This is a genomic window from Pseudomonas sp. JL3 (genome assembly GCF_031570575.1).
Lineage (GTDB): Bacteria > Pseudomonadota > Gammaproteobacteria > Pseudomonadales > Pseudomonadaceae > Aquipseudomonas > Aquipseudomonas cucumis.
Map to the genome: position 1 here is coordinate 88,722 of NZ_JAKWJK010000013.1, position 14,984 is coordinate 103,705.

Annotated in this window: 11 protein-coding genes; 7 read left to right on the top strand and 4 right to left on the bottom strand. The window is 60.1% G+C overall.

Annotated features, from left to right (window positions below):
• Nucleotides 1-134: 134 nt before the first annotated feature.
• The 4 genes from MMG91_RS20780 to MMG91_RS20795 all read left to right on the top strand — a co-directional run bounded on the left by MMG91_RS20780 (nucleotide 135) and on the right by MMG91_RS20795 (nucleotide 5,256).
• Nucleotides 135-2,726 carry a glycosyltransferase gene (locus MMG91_RS20780; RefSeq protein WP_305448376.1) on the top strand — a complete coding sequence of 864 codons (2,592 nt, stop codon included), beginning with the start codon at nucleotides 135-137 and terminating at the stop codon, nucleotides 2,724-2,726.
• 109 nt (nucleotides 2,727-2,835) lie between these two features.
• Entirely contained in the window at nucleotides 2,836-3,987 is a 1,152-nt protein-coding gene (dapE, locus tag MMG91_RS20785; protein ID WP_310660547.1) for a succinyl-diaminopimelate desuccinylase, read from the top strand.
• Complete coding sequence (locus MMG91_RS20790; RefSeq protein WP_310660548.1) at nucleotides 3,987-4,796, top strand: putative RNA methyltransferase; 810 nt, start codon at nucleotides 3,987-3,989, stop codon at nucleotides 4,794-4,796. Before dapE ends, MMG91_RS20790 begins: the two co-directional genes overlap by 1 nt.
• Nucleotides 4,797-4,878: 82 nt before the next feature.
• The gene (locus tag MMG91_RS20795) at nucleotides 4,879-5,256 is read left to right on the top strand and encodes a hypothetical protein (protein ID WP_310660549.1); all 378 of its coding nucleotides are present in this window, start codon (nucleotides 4,879-4,881) and stop codon (nucleotides 5,254-5,256) included.
• Nucleotides 5,257-5,372: 116 nt separating this feature from the next.
• Here MMG91_RS20795 and MMG91_RS20800 read toward each other — a convergent pair whose 3' ends face one another.
• Complete coding sequence (locus MMG91_RS20800; protein ID WP_007964248.1) at nucleotides 5,373-5,582, bottom strand: cold-shock protein; 210 nt, start codon at nucleotides 5,580-5,582, stop codon at nucleotides 5,373-5,375.
• Between the two features lie 168 nt (nucleotides 5,583-5,750).
• On the opposite strand from MMG91_RS20800, the gene plsB reads away from it, so the two are divergent.
• Genes plsB through MMG91_RS20815 form a run of 3 tightly spaced genes read left to right on the top strand, consistent with a single transcriptional unit; the run spans nucleotide 5,751 to nucleotide 9,422 of the window.
• Nucleotides 5,751-8,255, top strand: a complete 2,505-nt coding sequence (gene plsB, locus MMG91_RS20805) for a glycerol-3-phosphate 1-O-acyltransferase PlsB (protein WP_310660550.1) — start codon at nucleotides 5,751-5,753, stop codon at nucleotides 8,253-8,255.
• A 51-nt stretch (nucleotides 8,256-8,306) separates the two neighbouring features.
• Nucleotides 8,307-8,705 carry a YbaY family lipoprotein gene (locus MMG91_RS20810; RefSeq protein ID WP_305448372.1) on the top strand — a complete coding sequence of 133 codons (399 nt, stop codon included), beginning with the start codon at nucleotides 8,307-8,309 and terminating at the stop codon, nucleotides 8,703-8,705.
• 27 nt (nucleotides 8,706-8,732) lie between these two features.
• Entirely contained in the window at nucleotides 8,733-9,422 is a 690-nt protein-coding gene (locus MMG91_RS20815; RefSeq protein WP_305448371.1) for a DUF4197 domain-containing protein, read from the top strand.
• A 69-nt stretch (nucleotides 9,423-9,491) separates the two neighbouring features.
• Here the strand turns inward: MMG91_RS20815 and MMG91_RS20820 are convergent, their stop codons facing one another.
• The 3 genes from MMG91_RS20820 to MMG91_RS20830 form a co-directional block, all read right to left on the bottom strand.
• On the bottom strand, nucleotides 9,492-9,881 hold the full coding sequence (locus MMG91_RS20820) for a DUF6124 family protein (RefSeq protein WP_305448370.1): 390 nt from the start codon (nucleotides 9,879-9,881) through the stop codon (nucleotides 9,492-9,494).
• Between the two features lie 836 nt (nucleotides 9,882-10,717).
• Nucleotides 10,718-13,789, bottom strand: a complete 3,072-nt coding sequence (locus tag MMG91_RS20825) for an efflux RND transporter permease subunit (RefSeq protein ID WP_310660551.1) — start codon at nucleotides 13,787-13,789, stop codon at nucleotides 10,718-10,720.
• A 6-nt stretch (nucleotides 13,790-13,795) separates the two neighbouring features.
• On the bottom strand, nucleotides 13,796-14,896 hold the full coding sequence (locus tag MMG91_RS20830; protein ID WP_310660552.1) for an efflux RND transporter periplasmic adaptor subunit: 1,101 nt from the start codon (nucleotides 14,894-14,896) through the stop codon (nucleotides 13,796-13,798).
• Nucleotides 14,897-14,984 lie beyond the last annotated feature (88 nt).

The following is a 14,984-nucleotide window of genomic DNA, read 5'->3' on the forward strand; positions in this document are numbered from 1 at the left end:
ATTGCCCAATGTCCGGCATTTCCCTGTCCGCTGTACGGTCAGTGAACGCCCGGTGTAGGATGCGCGCCCCCGCCTCATGGCAGCCGGCCGCCGACCGTTACTTCGTTCAGTAGCCCCTGGAACCTGAAATAGCTATGTCATCGCGTAAATTTGGACTCAACCTGGTCGTGGTTCTTGCAATCGCCGCCTTGTTCACCGGTTTCTGGGCGTTGGTCAATCGCCCGGTCACCGCCCCCAACTGGCCTGAACAGATCTCCGGCTTTTCGTACTCGCCGTTTCAGCAAGGCCAGTACCCGCAAAAAGCCCAGTACCCGACCGACGATGAAATGCGTCGCGACCTGGAGATCATGAGCAAGCTGACGGACAACATCCGGACCTACTCGGTCGACGGCACGCTGGAGAACATTCCCAAACTGGCGGAAGAATTCGGCCTGCGGGTGACCCTGGGGATCTGGATCAGCCCGGACGAAGAGCGCAACGAGCGCGAGATCACCCGCGCCATCGAAATCGCCAATTCCTCGCGCAGCGTGGTTCGCGTGATTGTCGGTAACGAGGCGATCTTCCGTAAGGAAATTACCGCGGCAGAGCTGAGCCTGATCCTGGATCGCGTCCGCGCGGCCGTAAAGGTTCCGGTCACCACCTCTGAACAGTGGCACGTCTGGGAAGAAAACCCGAGCCTGGCCAAGCACGTCGACCTGATCGCCGCTCACGTTCTGCCCTACTGGGAGTTCGTTCCGGTGGACAAGGCCGGTCAGTTCGTCCTCGACCGCGCCCGTGACCTGAAAAAGATGTTCCCGAAAAAACCGCTGCTGCTCTCCGAAGTCGGCTGGCCGAGCAACGGCCGCATGCGCGGTGGCGCCGATGCGTCGCCGGCGGACCAGGCGATTTACCTGCGCACGTTGGTCAACAAGCTCAACCGCCAGGGCTTCAACTACTTCGTGATCGAAGCGTTTGACCAACCGTGGAAAGCCAGTGACGAAGGTTCGGTGGGCGCGTATTGGGGCGTGTTCAACGCCGCGCGTCAGCAGAAATTCAACTTCGAAGGCCCGGTCGTCGCGATCCCGCAATGGCGCGTGTTGGCTATCGGCTCGGTCGTGCTGGCCCTGCTGTCGCTGACCCTGCTGATGATCGACGGCTCGGCCCTGCGCCAACGTGGCCGCACCTTCCTGACCTTTATCGCGTTCCTGTGCGGTTCGGTGCTGGTGTGGATCGGTTACGACTACAGCCAGCAATACAGCACCTGGTTCAGCCTGACGGTGGGCTTCCTGCTCGCCCTCGGTGCACTCGGGGTGTTTATCGTTCTGCTGACCGAGGCCCATGAACTGGCCGAAGCGGTCTGGACCCACAAACGCCGGCGTGAATTCCTGCCAGTGGTGGGCGATTCGCACTACCGACCGAAAGTGTCTATTCACGTACCTTGCTACAACGAGCCGCCGGAGATGGTCAAACAGACCCTCAACGCCTTGGCCAACCTCGACTATCCGGACTTCGAAGTCCTGATCATCGACAACAACACCAAGGACCCGGCGGTCTGGGAACCGGTGCGCGATTATTGCGAAACCCTCGGCCCGCGCTTCAAGTTCTTCCACGTGGCACCGTTGGCCGGTTTCAAGGGTGGCGCGCTGAATTACCTGATTCCGCACACCGCCAAGGATGCCGAAGTGATTGCGGTGATCGACTCGGACTACTGTGTCGACCCGAACTGGCTCAAGCACATGGTGCCGCACTTCGCCGACCCGAAAATCGCCGTGGTGCAGTCGCCACAGGATTACCGCGACCAGAACGAAAGCACCTTCAAGAAGCTCTGCTACGCGGAATACAAAGGCTTCTTCCACATCGGCATGGTCACCCGCAACGACCGTGACGCGATCATCCAGCACGGCACCATGACCATGACCCGGCGCTCGGTGCTCGAGGAACTGGGCTGGGCCGACTGGTGCATCTGTGAAGACGCCGAGTTGGGTCTGCGCGTGTTCGAAAAAGGTCTGTCGGCGGCGTATTACCACACCAGCTACGGCAAAGGCCTGATGCCCGATACCTTTATCGACTTCAAGAAACAGCGTTTCCGCTGGGCTTACGGGGCGATTCAGATCATCAAGCGTCACACCGCCAGCCTGCTGCGCGGCAAGGACACCGAACTGACCCGTGGCCAGCGTTACCACTTCCTCGCGGGCTGGTTGCCGTGGGTGGCGGATGGCATGAACATCTTCTTCACCGTCGGCGCATTGTTGTGGTCGGCGGCGATGATCATCGTGCCGCAACGGGTCGATCCACCGCTGCTGATTTTCGCAATCCCGCCGTTAGCGCTGTTCGTGTTCAAGGTCGGCAAGATCATCTTCCTCTACCGTCGCGCGGTCGGGGTCAACCTCAAGGATGCGTTCTGCGCAGCATTGGCAGGGCTGGCGTTGTCGCACACCATCGCCAAAGCGGTGCTGTACGGTTTCTTCACCAGCAGCATTCCGTTCTTCCGCACCCCGAAAAATGCTGATAACCACGGCTTCTGGGTGGCGATTTCGGAAGCCCGCGAAGAGGTGTTCATCATGCTGCTGTTGTGGGGCGCGGCGCTGGGGATCTTCCTGGTGCAGGGCCTGCCGAGCAACGACATGCGCTTCTGGGTGACCATGTTGCTGGTGCAGTCGCTGCCGTACCTGGCGGCGCTGATCATGGCGTTCCTGTCTTCGCTGCCCAAACCGGTAGCCGAAGCCACGACCGCACCGGCTGTCTAAATCAGTACAGATGCACTAAACGGCGGCCAATGGCCGCCGTTTTGCTTTAAGATAACCGCCATTTTGCGCGCCTTGCCTCGCCCCTACACAAGATCTTCCGGAGTCTTACATGACGGCCCACGCCGACCTTTCGCCGACCCTTCAACTCGCCATCGACCTGATCCGCCGTCCGTCCGTGACGCCGGTCGACGCCGATTGCCAGAAGCAGATGATGCAGCGCCTGGGCGATGCCGGTTTCAAACTGGAACCGATGCGCATCGAAGATGTGGATAACTTCTGGGCGACTCACGGTAAACACGAAGGCCCGGTGCTGTGCTTCGCCGGCCACACCGACGTGGTCCCGACCGGTCCGGTAACCGCCTGGCAGATCGATCCGTTCAACGCGGTGATCGACGAGCACGGCATGCTTTGCGGTCGTGGCGCAGCAGACATGAAAGGCAGCCTCGCGGCCATGACCGTAGCCGCTGAGCGCTTCGTCGCCGACTACCCGGACCACAAGGGCAAGGTCGCTTTCCTGATCACCAGCGATGAGGAAGGCCCGGCGCATCACGGCACCAAGGCTGTGGTTGAACGCCTCGCCGCCCGTAAGGAACGTCTGGACTGGTGCATCGTCGGCGAACCGTCGAGTACGACCCTGGTGGGTGACGTGGTCAAGAATGGCCGTCGCGGCTCCCTCGGCGCCAAACTGACCGTGCGCGGTGTGCAGGGTCATGTGGCCTATCCGCACCTGGCAAAGAACCCGATCCATCTCGCTGCCCCGGCGCTGGCCGAACTGGCCGCCGAGCACTGGGACCACGGCAACGATTTCTTCCCGCCAACCAGTTTCCAGATTTCCAACGTCAATTCCGGCACCGGCGCGACCAATGTGATTCCGGGTGATCTGGTGGCGGTGTTCAACTTCCGCTTCTCCACCGAATCCACCGTCGAAGGCCTGCAAAAACGCGTCGCCGATATTCTCGACAAACATGCTCTGGACTGGCATATCGACTGGGCGCTGTCCGGCCTGCCGTTCCTCACCGAACCGGGCGCCCTGCTGGACGCGGTATCGGCGAGCATCAAGGACGTTACCGGTCGCGAGACCAAGGCGTCCACCAGCGGCGGTACTTCCGACGGGCGCTTCATCGCGACCATGGGCACTCAGGTTGTCGAACTGGGCCCGGTCAACGCGACGATCCACCAGGTCAACGAGCGCGTACTGGCGGCCGACCTCGATGTGCTGACCGAAATCTACTACCAGACCCTGATCAAGTTGCTCGCCTGATGCTTGCGTGTCCGATCTGCAGCGAACCGCTGAACGCGGTGGACAACGGCGTGGCTTGCCCCGCCGGGCATCGTTTCGACCGTGCGCGGCAGGGTTACCTGAACCTGTTGCCGGTGCAGCACAAGAACAGCCGCGACCCTGGGGATAACCTGGCGATGGTCGAAGCCCGTCGCGACTTTTTGAACGCCGGCCATTACGCGCCGGTGGCCAAGCGTCTGGCGGAACTGGCGGCGCAGTACGCGCCCCAGCGCTGGCTGGACATCGGTTGTGGCGAGGGTTACTACACCGCGCAAATCGCCGAAGCCTTGCCCAACGCCGACGGCTATGCGCTGGACATTTCCCGGGAAGCGGTCAAACGCGCCTGCAAACGCAACCCTGCGCTGACCTGGTTGATTGCCAGCATGGCCCGAGTGCCATTGGCCTCCGGCAGTTGCCAGTTTCTCGCCAGTGTTTTCAGCCCGCTGGACTGGGAGGAAGCCAAACGCCTGCTCAGCCCCGGCGGCGGCTTGATGAAAGTCGGGCCGACCAGCGGCCATCTGATGGAATTGCGCGAGCGGCTGTACGACGAAGTGCGCGAGTACACCGATGACAAGCACTTGGCATTGGTGCCAGAAGGCATGGCGCTGCAGCACAGCGAAACCCTGGAGTTCAAACTGACGTTGGTCAGTGGTCAGGATCGCGCGAACCTGTTGGCCATGACACCCCACGGCTGGCGCGCCAGTGCCGAACGCCGGGCGGCGGTCATCGAACAAGTCGAACCGTTCGAGGTCACTGTTTCGATGCGCTACGATTATTTCGTACTTCAATAACTCTTAATTTTTGGTCTTGAGCAACGGCTCGAGGCCGGCTAAATCCGCGAATGGATTTTTCAGACCCGCAGTGAGGACATCCATGCGCCAACCCGATATCGAGATTTACCTCAAAGACGCCGACGTCGACTACAAGGCCATCGCGGCCTGGCTCGGCGCGGCTTTAGGCCCGTGCACCGATTGGGTCCAGAAAGGCCAGACCTACAAGTGCAAGGCCGGCAACGTGCCGGTTACCTGGCTGCCAAAAGCTGTCGGCAAATGGAACAGCCTGTACCTGGAAAGCGACCAGACCCCATGGGAAGACGACATCGCCTGCGCCCGCGCAGCCTTTGCCGCGCTGAACGTCGAAGTGCGTTGCGCGCCGGGCAGCTGGGTCGAGGAAGAAGGTGAAGAGACGGCCGATCGCTGGATTCGCATCAGCGCCGATGGTGAAGAAGAGATTACCTGGAAAACTGCCTGACCCTGATCATTCCCACGCTCTGCGTGGGAATGCAGCCCGGGACGCTCCGCGTCCCTTCAAAAGCCGAACGCAGAGCGTCCGTTGAGGCATTCCCACGCAGAGCGTGGGAACGATCTTCAGAGGCCTACAACATCCTCAGCCTGCAAGCCCTTCTCCCCGGTCACCACCGCGTACTCAACCTGCTGACCTTCAGTCAGCGAGCGATGCCCTTCGCCGCGGATCGCGCGGTAGTGCACGAACACGTCGACCCCGTCCTCGCGCTGAATGAAGCCATAGCCCTTGGCGTCGTTGAACCACTTCACATTGCCGGTTTCGCGCGTAGCCATATCTAGTTACCCCCTTGTTTTTATTTTGAACGGCCGAGTATATGACAGCCGCGAAAACTCTCAACTCAAGTTTACTTAGCCGCTTTTTTGCCGATTTTCGATGAATCCGGCACACTATCGGCCTCCCGAGCAAATGCTCGTTTTTTTATTCATTCACGCAGAAGCCGTATGACCCGTTCCCCGTTCCGCCGTCTTGTGTTTGGCACCCTGCGCCGACTGCTGTACCTCTGGGTTCGCTCGGAGACGATTAACCAGTCGTCGTTCACCCTTGACCTCGACCGCAGCCGGCCGGTGTTCTACGTCCTGCAAAATCCTTCACTGACCGACCTCGCCGTGGTCGATACCGAATGCAGCAAGGCCGGCCTGCCGCGCCCGGTGTTGCCGGTATCGGTGGGTGCGTTGGTGGAACCCGCGGCGTTCTTTTACCTGACACCGGAGCCCGACTGGCTCGGCCGTCAGGACAAACGCGGTGCGCCACCGACCCTGACCCGTCTGGTCAGCGCCCTGAGCCAGAACGCCGCCGAAGACGCGCAGATCATTCCGGTCAGCGTGTTCTGGGGCCAGTCGCCCGACAGCGAATCGAGCCCGTGGAAACTGCTGTTCGCCGACAGTTGGGCGGTCACCGGGCGTTTACGTCGGCTGCTGAGCATCATCGTGCTCGGGCGCAAGACCCGGGTGCAGTTCTCGGCGCCGATTCATTTGCGTGAACTGATCGATCACAATAAAGGCCACGAGCGCACTGTGCGCATGGCCCAGCGGATTCTGCGGGTGCACTTTCGCAATCTGAAAGCCGCGGTGATCGGCCCGGACATTTCCCACCGCCGTAATCTGGTCAAAGGCCTGCTCAATCAGCCCTTGGTCAAACAGGCAATCCTCGACGAAGCAGAGCGCGAGAACATTTCTCCGGAAAAAGCCAAGGCCCAAGCCCTGCGCTACGGCAATGAGATCGCCTCGGACTACACCTACACCGCGATCCGCTTTCTGGAAGTGGTACTGAGCTGGTTCTGGAACAAGATCTACGACGGGATCAAGGTCAACCACATCGAAGGTGTGCAGAAAGTCGCCCAAGGTCACGAAGTGATCTACGTGCCGTGCCACCGCAGCCACATCGACTATTTGCTGCTCTCGTATCTGCTGTTCCGCAACGGCCTGACCCCGCCGCACATCGCCGCCGGGATCAACCTCAACATGCCGGTGATCGGCAGCCTGCTACGGCGTGGCGGCGCGTTCTTCATGCGCCGCACCTTCAAGGGCAACCCGCTCTACACCTCAGTGTTCAACGAATACCTGCACACCCTGTTCACCAAGGGCTTTCCGGTCGAGTACTTCGTCGAGGGCGGCCGTTCGCGCACCGGACGCATGCTGCAACCGAAAACCGGGATGCTCGCGATCACGCTGCGCAGCTTTCTGCGGTCGTCGCGGATGCCGATCGTGTTCATTCCGGTGTACATCGGCTACGAGCGCGTGCTGGAAGGCCGCACCTACCTTGGCGAATTGCGTGGTGCGAGCAAGAAGAAAGAATCGATCTTCGACATTTTCAAAGTCATCGGCGCACTCAAGCAGCGCTTCGGTCAGGTCGCGGTCAACTTCGGTGAGCCGATCAAACTGGCGGAATTCCTCGACAGCGAGCAGCCAGACTGGCGCCAACAGGAACTCGGTCCGCAATTCAAACCGACCTGGCTCAACGAAACCACCAACCGTCTCGGCGAGAAAGTCGCACAGCATTTGAATGAAGCGGCGGCGATCAATCCGGTGAATCTGGTAGCCCTGGCGTTGCTGTCCACCAGCCGTCTCGCCCTGGACGATCGCGCCATGGCGCGGGTGCTCGATTTGTACCTGGCGCTGTTGCGCAAAGTCCCCTACTCGCCGCACACCACCCTCCCGGAGGGCGACGGTCGGGCGCTGATCGAGCACGTGAAGGACATGAACCTGCTGTCCGAACAAAGCGATGCGCTGGGCAAAATTCTGTACCTGGACGAACAAAACGCCGTCCTGATGACCTACTACCGCAACAACGTGCTGCACATCTTCGCGTTGCCGTCGTTGCTGGCGAGCTTCTTCCAGAGCACCTCGCGCATGAGCCGCGAGCAGATCCTGCGCTACACCCGCGCGCTGTATCCGTACTTGCAATCAGAGCTGTTCATTCGCTGGACGCTGGATGAACTCGATGGCGTGGTCGATCAATGGCTCGAAGCCTTCGTCGAGCAAGGCCTGCTGCGTTTCGAGAAAGACGTGTACCTGCGTCCGGTACCGAGTTCGCGACATTTCGTACTGCTGACGCTGCTGTCAAAAAGCATCGCCCAGACCTTGCAGCGCTTCTATATGACCGTTTCCTTGCTGCTCAACAGCGGCCAGAACAGCATCAGCGCCGAAGAGCTCGAAGACCTGTGCACGGTCATGGCCCAGCGCCTGTCGATCCTCCACGGCCTGAACGCCCCGGAATTCTTCGACAAGAGCCTGTTCCGTCACTTCATCCAGACGATGCTGGACCTCGACGTGCTGCGCCGCGACGAAGCTGGCAAGTTGAGCTATCACGAGCTACTCGGCGAACTGGCCGAAGGCGCCGCCAAACGGGTATTGCCGGCGGAGATTCGCTTGTCGATCCGTCAGGTGGCGCTGCATCGCAGTGAAGACGCGGCGGACCAAGTCGCGGCTCCAGCGCAGACCGTCTAAATTCCTACAGGCGCCAGGCTTCTTCTGGCGCCTTCGATACGGAGATCTTCGATGAAAAAACTCTCTCTCGTCCTGCTGACCACCCTGCTCGGTGCCTGCCAGTCGACACACCCGACCGCCAACGCCAGCCTCGACGGCGAAGTGTTCTACCTGCAACGCATCGCTCTGCCACCGAGCGCGACCTTGAGCGTCAGCTTACAAGATGTGTCCTTGGCCGACGCACCGGCGGTAGTGCTCGCCGAGCAGAAAGGCCCGGTCAAAGGCCAGGTGCCGTTGCCGTTCCATTTGAGCTACGATCCGGCGCAGGTCAAACCCGGCCATCGCTACTCGGTCAGCGCCCGCATCGAAGTCAATGGCGAGCTGATGTTCATCACCACTGAAAATCACGCGGTGCAACTGGACGGCAAAGATCCGCAGCCACTGAAAATCCGCGTCGACGCAGCCCGCTAACTCTCTTTTATGAACAAGGAAGCCGCCATGCTCCGCCCTACCCTTCGCTTCGCCGGCCTGTGCGCAGGCTTGATGATCTGCGCCAACGCCATGGCAGTGTCTCTCAGTGACCTGTCGCAACAAGACGCCACCGGCGGTCTCAAGGACGCCCTGACCCAAGGCGCGCAACTGGCCGTTAAACAACTCGGCACACCCGGCGGCTTCAGCAACAACCCGGACGTGAAGATCGAACTGCCGGGCAAGCTGGGTAAAGTCGCCAAGAAAATGAAACAGTTCGGCATGGGTGATCAGGTCGATCAACTGGAAACCAGCATGAACAAAGCGGCTGAAACGGCCGTGACGCAGGCTCAGCCGATTCTGGTGGATGCGGTGAAGAAGATGACCGTGGAAGATGCCAAGGGGATCCTCAGCGGCGGCAAGGACTCGGCGACTCAGTACCTGAGCAAAACCAGCCGCGAGCAGATCCGCACCAAGTTCCTGCCGATCGTCAAACAAGCCACGGACCAAGTGGGTTTGGCCCAGCAGTACAACGCATTCGCCGGGCAAGCCGCGACCCTGGGCGCGCTGGATGCGAAAAATGCCAACATCGAAAGCTACGTGACAGAGCAGGCGTTGAACGGTTTGTTCGAGATGATTGGCAAGCAGGAAGAAACCATTCGCCAGAACCCTGCGGCGGCGGCGACCAGTTTGGCGAAGAAGGTATTTGGTACGTTGTAATTTTCCAAGGGCAATTCATGACGAAAAGCCCGCTGACCTTTAAAGGTTCAGCGGGCTTTTTCTTTTGCGCTACTGTTGCGGATCCAGATTATCCAGCACGCGATTTACCGACAACTCCGCCAGTGAAATCATCTGTTGAATCCCCAGCACCAAGTTGCACGTGGGGCCGGTCAGGTCGAAGGCTAACTCACTGGCCATGACATTGGCCGTGGCAAGAGTTTCACAGGCATGAGCCAAGAGAGTTTCGGAATCGACGTTTGGACCGATGACGAAAATCGTACTGGGACGACGATCGGCTTTGGCCTTTTTTTCGGCCACAGGGGCGAGATAATGATCGAGCGCGCGGATCGCCGCGTCGTGGAGTTTCCTGGAATTGAGGAAAGCGTAGGGAGAAACGGGATCAGTTTCTGTTTCTATTTCTGGTTCTGCTTTGGGGGGATTTGGACTGTCTTTAATCATTGTGTAGCTCCTGAAGTAATGGAGCTGCCACTGATCGCTGCGAAACGAATTTAAGGTGGCAGCTGTACGCAGGTTCGCAGACCGGGACTTCAGGAACCCGGCATACCCGAAGGTATCCCGCGCACAGCCGCCATAACACAGGCATAAAAAGCGCCCGCTTTTCGGATGGTGGACGCTGTGCGTCTGAAGTTTAACCGGGCTGCGAAACCCGGTCGCTGCTTTTTGCAGCGACAGTCCAAGGCTAGAGGTCGCGCTTCCGACAGACAACCTGAAAAACTTGTGGGAAGGTTCTGATGTTTTTACTGATCAATAAACGTCGCTGTCTATCAGATCGCCATCGCGAGCAGGCTCGCTCCCACAATGGGTCAGCGTACATGTGAGAGAAATTGGTCGGCTGTCAGGCCGCCATCGCGGGCAAGCCCGTTCCCACAGTGGAGCGGCTTACACCCGCCCCTCACCACTCAACAGGCCGAGCGTTAGCTCGCCTGCCGCTTTTGATCTGGCTTTTGATCTGCCCGCCCCTTCGGGAGGCTGAGTGGAGGTGTTCATCTGGGGATTGGCGCGCAGCGCCGTTCGACGCAGTCGAACCCATCGCATGTAGGTCGTAGCGAAGCAGACCGTAGGGCAATGCCCCCAGATGAATACCGGAGCGAAGGAACGCCGAGCCTTAGCGAGGGGCCGGACGCTTGGGGCGAGACCTTTTGGTTCCTTTTGGGGCGTTTGCCAAAAGGGACTCGCCGTAAGGGCGAAACCATTAGCCGCCATCACCGCAGCAACGGATATGCCCCCCACCAAACAAGAGCATGGTCGGCCCGAAGGCCGCCAAGATCAAAGGATCACACAACCTCTTTCTTGACCCTGAACCAAGCCGCATACAACGCCGGCAAAAACAGCAATGTCAACGCCGTCGCCACAATCAGCCCGCCCATGATCGCCACCGCCATCGGCCCGAAAAACACACTGCGCGACAATGGAATCATCGCCAGCACCGCCGCCAGCGCCGTCAGCACAATCGGTCGGAACCGCCGCACCGTCGCCTCGATAATCGCCTGCCAAGGCTTAAGCCCGGCAGCGATATCCTGCTCGATCTGATCCACCAGAATCACCGAGTTACGCATGATCATCCCGGACAAGGCGATGGTCCCGAGCATCGCCACAAAACCGAACGGCTGGCGGAACACCATCAGAAACAGTGTGACACCGATCAACCCCAACGGCGCCGTCAGAAACACCATGACGGTGCGTGAGAAACTGCGCAGTTGCAGCATCAGCAACGTCAGCACCACCACGATGAACAACGGCACACCGGCCTTCACCGAGTTCTGCCCGCGGGCCGAGTCTTCTACCGTACCGCCGACGTCCAGCAGATAGCCGTCTGGCAGCTCGGCACGAATCGGATCGAGGGTCGGCATGATTTGCTGCACCAGCGTCGCCGGTTGTTCCTTGCCGTAGATGTCGGCGCGAACCGTCACGTTGGGCAGGCGGTTACGGTGCCAGATGACCCCTTCTTCGAAGCCATATTCCAGCGTTGCAATCTGCGACAGCGCCACACTGCGATTGTTATCGGTGGGCACGGCCAGGCTTGGTAGCAACGCCAGTTCGGTGCGCTCATGCACCGTGCCGCGCAGCAGGATCTCGATCAATTCGTTGTCTTCGCGGTACTGGCTGACACTGGCACCGGTCAGCGAGCCTCGCAGGAAAGTCGAGAGGTTCGCCGTGCTCACGCCCAGTGCTCGCGCGCGGTCCTGATCGACGTTCAGGTAAACGACTTTGCTCGGCTCTTCCCAGTCCAGATGCACGTTGGCCACGTGTGGGTTCTCGCGAACCTTGGCCGCGACTTTACGGGCCAATGCGCGGACTTCCTCGATGTGCTCACCGGTGACCCGGAACTGCACCGGATAGCCAACCGGTGGGCCGTTCTCCAGCCGTGTAACCCGCGAGCGCAGGGCCGGGAATTGTTCGTTGAGGGTTTCAATCAGCCAGGTGCGCAGGGTTTCGCGGTCTTCGATGGTTTTGGCCAGGACGACAAACTGGGCGAAGCTCGCTGCCGGAAGTTGCTGATCCAGCGGCAGGTAGAACCGCGGCGAACCTGTGCCGACGTAAGCCACGTAGTTGTCGATCCCGGCGTGATCCTTGAGCAGGCCTTCGAGGCGTTTGACCTCCTCGGCGGTGTTGCTCAAAGACGCGCCTTCGGCCAGTTTCAGATCGACCATCAACTCCAGCCGCCCCGAAGCCGGGAAGAACTGCTGAGGCACGAAACGGAACAGCACCACTGACGCGACGAACATCACGATGGTCAGGACGATCACCGTTTTGCGCCGACGCACGCACCACTCCACCAGCCGTCTGACACGCTGATAGAACGGTGTGCCATAAGGGTCGGGTTGGCCGTCGCCGGTGCCGTGTTTGGCGGCGTGAATTTTCGCCAGGTCCGGCAGGAGTTTTTCCCCCAGATAAGGCACAAAGACTACGGCGGCAACCCACGACGCCACCAGCGCAATGGTCACCACCTGGAAAATCGAGCGGGTGTATTCGCCGGTGCCCGATTGCGCGGTGGCAATTGGCAGGAAACCGGCAGCGGTGATCAACGTACCGGTGAGCATCGGGAACGCGGTACTGGTCCAGGCATAGCTGGCGGCCTTGACCCGGTCGAAGCCCTGCTCCATTTTGATCGCCATCATTTCCACGGCGATGATCGCGTCGTCCACCAGCAACCCCAGCGCCAGTACCAGCGCGCCGAGGGAAATCTTGTGCAGGCCGATGCCTAAGTAATACATGCAGGCGAAGGTCATCGCCAACACCAGCGGAATCGCCAGGGCTACGACCATGCCGGTGCGCACACCGAGAGAGAAGAAGCTCACCAGCAACACAATCGCCAGCGCCTCCACCAGCACCTGAACAAACTCGCCGACACCGGTTTTCACCGCGGCGGGTTGATCGGACACCTTGCGCAACTGCATGCCGGCCGGGAGGTTTTTCTGGATCCGGGCGAATTCGACTTCCAGCGCTTTGCCCAGAATCAGAATGTCGCCACCGCCCTTCATGGCCACGGCCAGGCCGATGGCATCTTCAGCCATGAAGCGCATGCGCGGCGCCGGCGGATCGTTGAAGCCACGACGAACGTTCGCCACATCACCGATGCGGAACGTGCGATCAGCGACACGGATCGGGAAGTTCTTGATCTCGTCGACCGTCTGAAAATTCCCCGAGACCCGTAGCTGCAAACGCTCGCTGGTGGTTTCGAAGAAGCCTGCGGTAGACATCGCGTTCTGTTCTTCAAGCGCCTGCTGCACCGCCGCCAACGGCAACCCGAGAGTGGCCAGTTTGACGTTGGACAGTTCGATCCAGATCTTCTCGTCTTGCAGGCCGATCAGGTCGACCTTGCCCACATCCTTGACCCGTTGCAGCTGAATCTGGATGCGGTCGGCGTAGTCCTTGAGCACCGCGTAATCAAAACCTTCGCCGGTCAGGGCGTAGATGTTGCCGAAGGTGGTGCCGAACTCATCGTTGAAGAAGGGCCCCTGGATGCCCGGTGGCAGGGTGTGGCGAATGTCGCTGATCTTCTTGCGGACCTGATACCAGAGCTCCGGGATTTCGACCGAATGCATGGAGTCCCGAGCCATGAACGTCACCTGGGACTCGCCCGGCCGGGAGAACGAAGCGATCCGTTCGTACTCGCCGGTTTCCATCAGTTTCTTTTCAATACGCTCGGTAACCTGGCGCGACACTTCCTCGGCCGTGGCCCCCGGCCAGTTGGTGCGAATCACCATGGCTTTGAAAGTAAACGGCGGGTCTTCGCTTTGGCCGAGCTTGGTGTAGGACAACGCGCCGACGACGGCCAGCAAGAGCATCAGAAAAAGTACGATCTGGCGGTTACGCAGCGCCCATTCGGAAAGATTGAAACCCATCGGGGATTACTCCTTGTGCGCCAGATTGACCACACGGTTGGAGCGATCCACCGGGCGTACTTGCTGCCCGTCGTGAAGCACATGAACACCGGCCGCCACCACCCAGTCGCTGGCGTTCAGGCCTTCAAGTACCGGCACGGTTTTCTCGCCGAATGCACCGACCCGCACCGGGGCTTTCTTCAAGGTGTTGTTGGCGCCGACCACCCACACATAAGTGGCGCCGTTTTCCGCGGTGACCGCCGACAGCGGCACCGACAACGACACCACATCGGCGGTCTGGATGAACACCCGGGCGCTCTGGCCGAGTTCGGCGGGAACCTTGCCGGCGGCAAATGCAATGCGGGCGGCGAAGGTGCGGGATTTCGGATCGGCCGCAGGTGACAGTTCACGGATGCGTCCGGGGAAACGTTGATCGGGTTGGGTCCAGAGTTCCACCGAGACCGGTTGGCCGACCTTGAAGCGACCGAAGCTCTGCTCCGGCAGGCTGATCAACACTTCGCGCTCGCCATCGGTGGCGAGGGTAAACACGGTTTGCCCGGCCGCGACCACTTGCCCGACTTCAACCGCACGTTTGGCCACCACGCCATCCTGCGGCGCACGCAGCACCGCGTAACTGGCCTGATTGGTCGAGACGTTGAATTCGGCTTTGATTTGCTTGAGGCGTGCTTCGCCGGAGCGGTAGAGGTTTTCCGCGTTGTCGTACTGCGAACGGCTGACCATCTGCCGCTCCATCAAGGTCTTGTAGCGATCACGCTCGGCGCGCACCAGGTTCAGATTGGCTTCGGCAGCCGCGACCTGGGCACGGGTGGCTTCCAGTTGCAGGCGCACGTCCTGAGGATCAAGCTCCGCCAGAGGCTGGTCAGCCTTGACCCGCTGCCCTTCTTCGACCAGTCGTCGGCTGACTTTGCCGCCAATGCGGAAGGCCAGATCTGGCTCATAGCGCGCACGGACTTCACCGGGATAACTTTCCATGGCCTGAGCTGAGGGCTCTGGCTGTACGACCATGGCTGGACGGACGGTGACTTGAGGCGCCTCTTCATGGCCACACGCAGACAATAAAAAAGCCAGACTGACCGGCAATGCGAGGGGCAAGGCATAGCGGAACATGGTGAAGGACCTTTCGCTAATGGGGCTTGGAATAATTATACTGACCAGTATGTTATTAATAGCAAACTCACCAGTCCAGTATTAAAAG

Bases quoted from the DNA above. Each gene is read 5' to 3' on its own strand.
- MMG91_RS20780 (WP_305448376.1), top strand. From the start codon at position 135: ATGTCATCGCGTAAATTTGGACTCAACCTGGTCGTGGTTCTTGCAATC.
- dapE (WP_310660547.1), top strand. From the start codon at position 2,836: ATGACGGCCCACGCCGACCTTTCGCCGACCCTTCAACTCGCCATCGAC.
- MMG91_RS20790 (WP_310660548.1), top strand. From the start codon at position 3,987: ATGCTTGCGTGTCCGATCTGCAGCGAACCGCTGAACGCGGTGGACAAC.
- MMG91_RS20795 (WP_310660549.1), top strand. From the start codon at position 4,879: ATGCGCCAACCCGATATCGAGATTTACCTCAAAGACGCCGACGTCGAC.
- MMG91_RS20800 (WP_007964248.1), bottom strand. From the start codon at position 5,582: ATGGCTACGCGCGAAACCGGCAATGTGAAGTGGTTCAACGACGCCAAG.
- plsB (WP_310660550.1), top strand. From the start codon at position 5,751: ATGACCCGTTCCCCGTTCCGCCGTCTTGTGTTTGGCACCCTGCGCCGA.
- MMG91_RS20810 (WP_305448372.1), top strand. From the start codon at position 8,307: ATGAAAAAACTCTCTCTCGTCCTGCTGACCACCCTGCTCGGTGCCTGC.
- MMG91_RS20815 (WP_305448371.1), top strand. From the start codon at position 8,733: ATGCTCCGCCCTACCCTTCGCTTCGCCGGCCTGTGCGCAGGCTTGATG.
- MMG91_RS20820 (WP_305448370.1), bottom strand. From the start codon at position 9,881: ATGATTAAAGACAGTCCAAATCCCCCCAAAGCAGAACCAGAAATAGAA.
- MMG91_RS20825 (WP_310660551.1), bottom strand. From the start codon at position 13,789: ATGGGTTTCAATCTTTCCGAATGGGCGCTGCGTAACCGCCAGATCGTA.
- MMG91_RS20830 (WP_310660552.1), bottom strand. From the start codon at position 14,896: ATGTTCCGCTATGCCTTGCCCCTCGCATTGCCGGTCAGTCTGGCTTTT.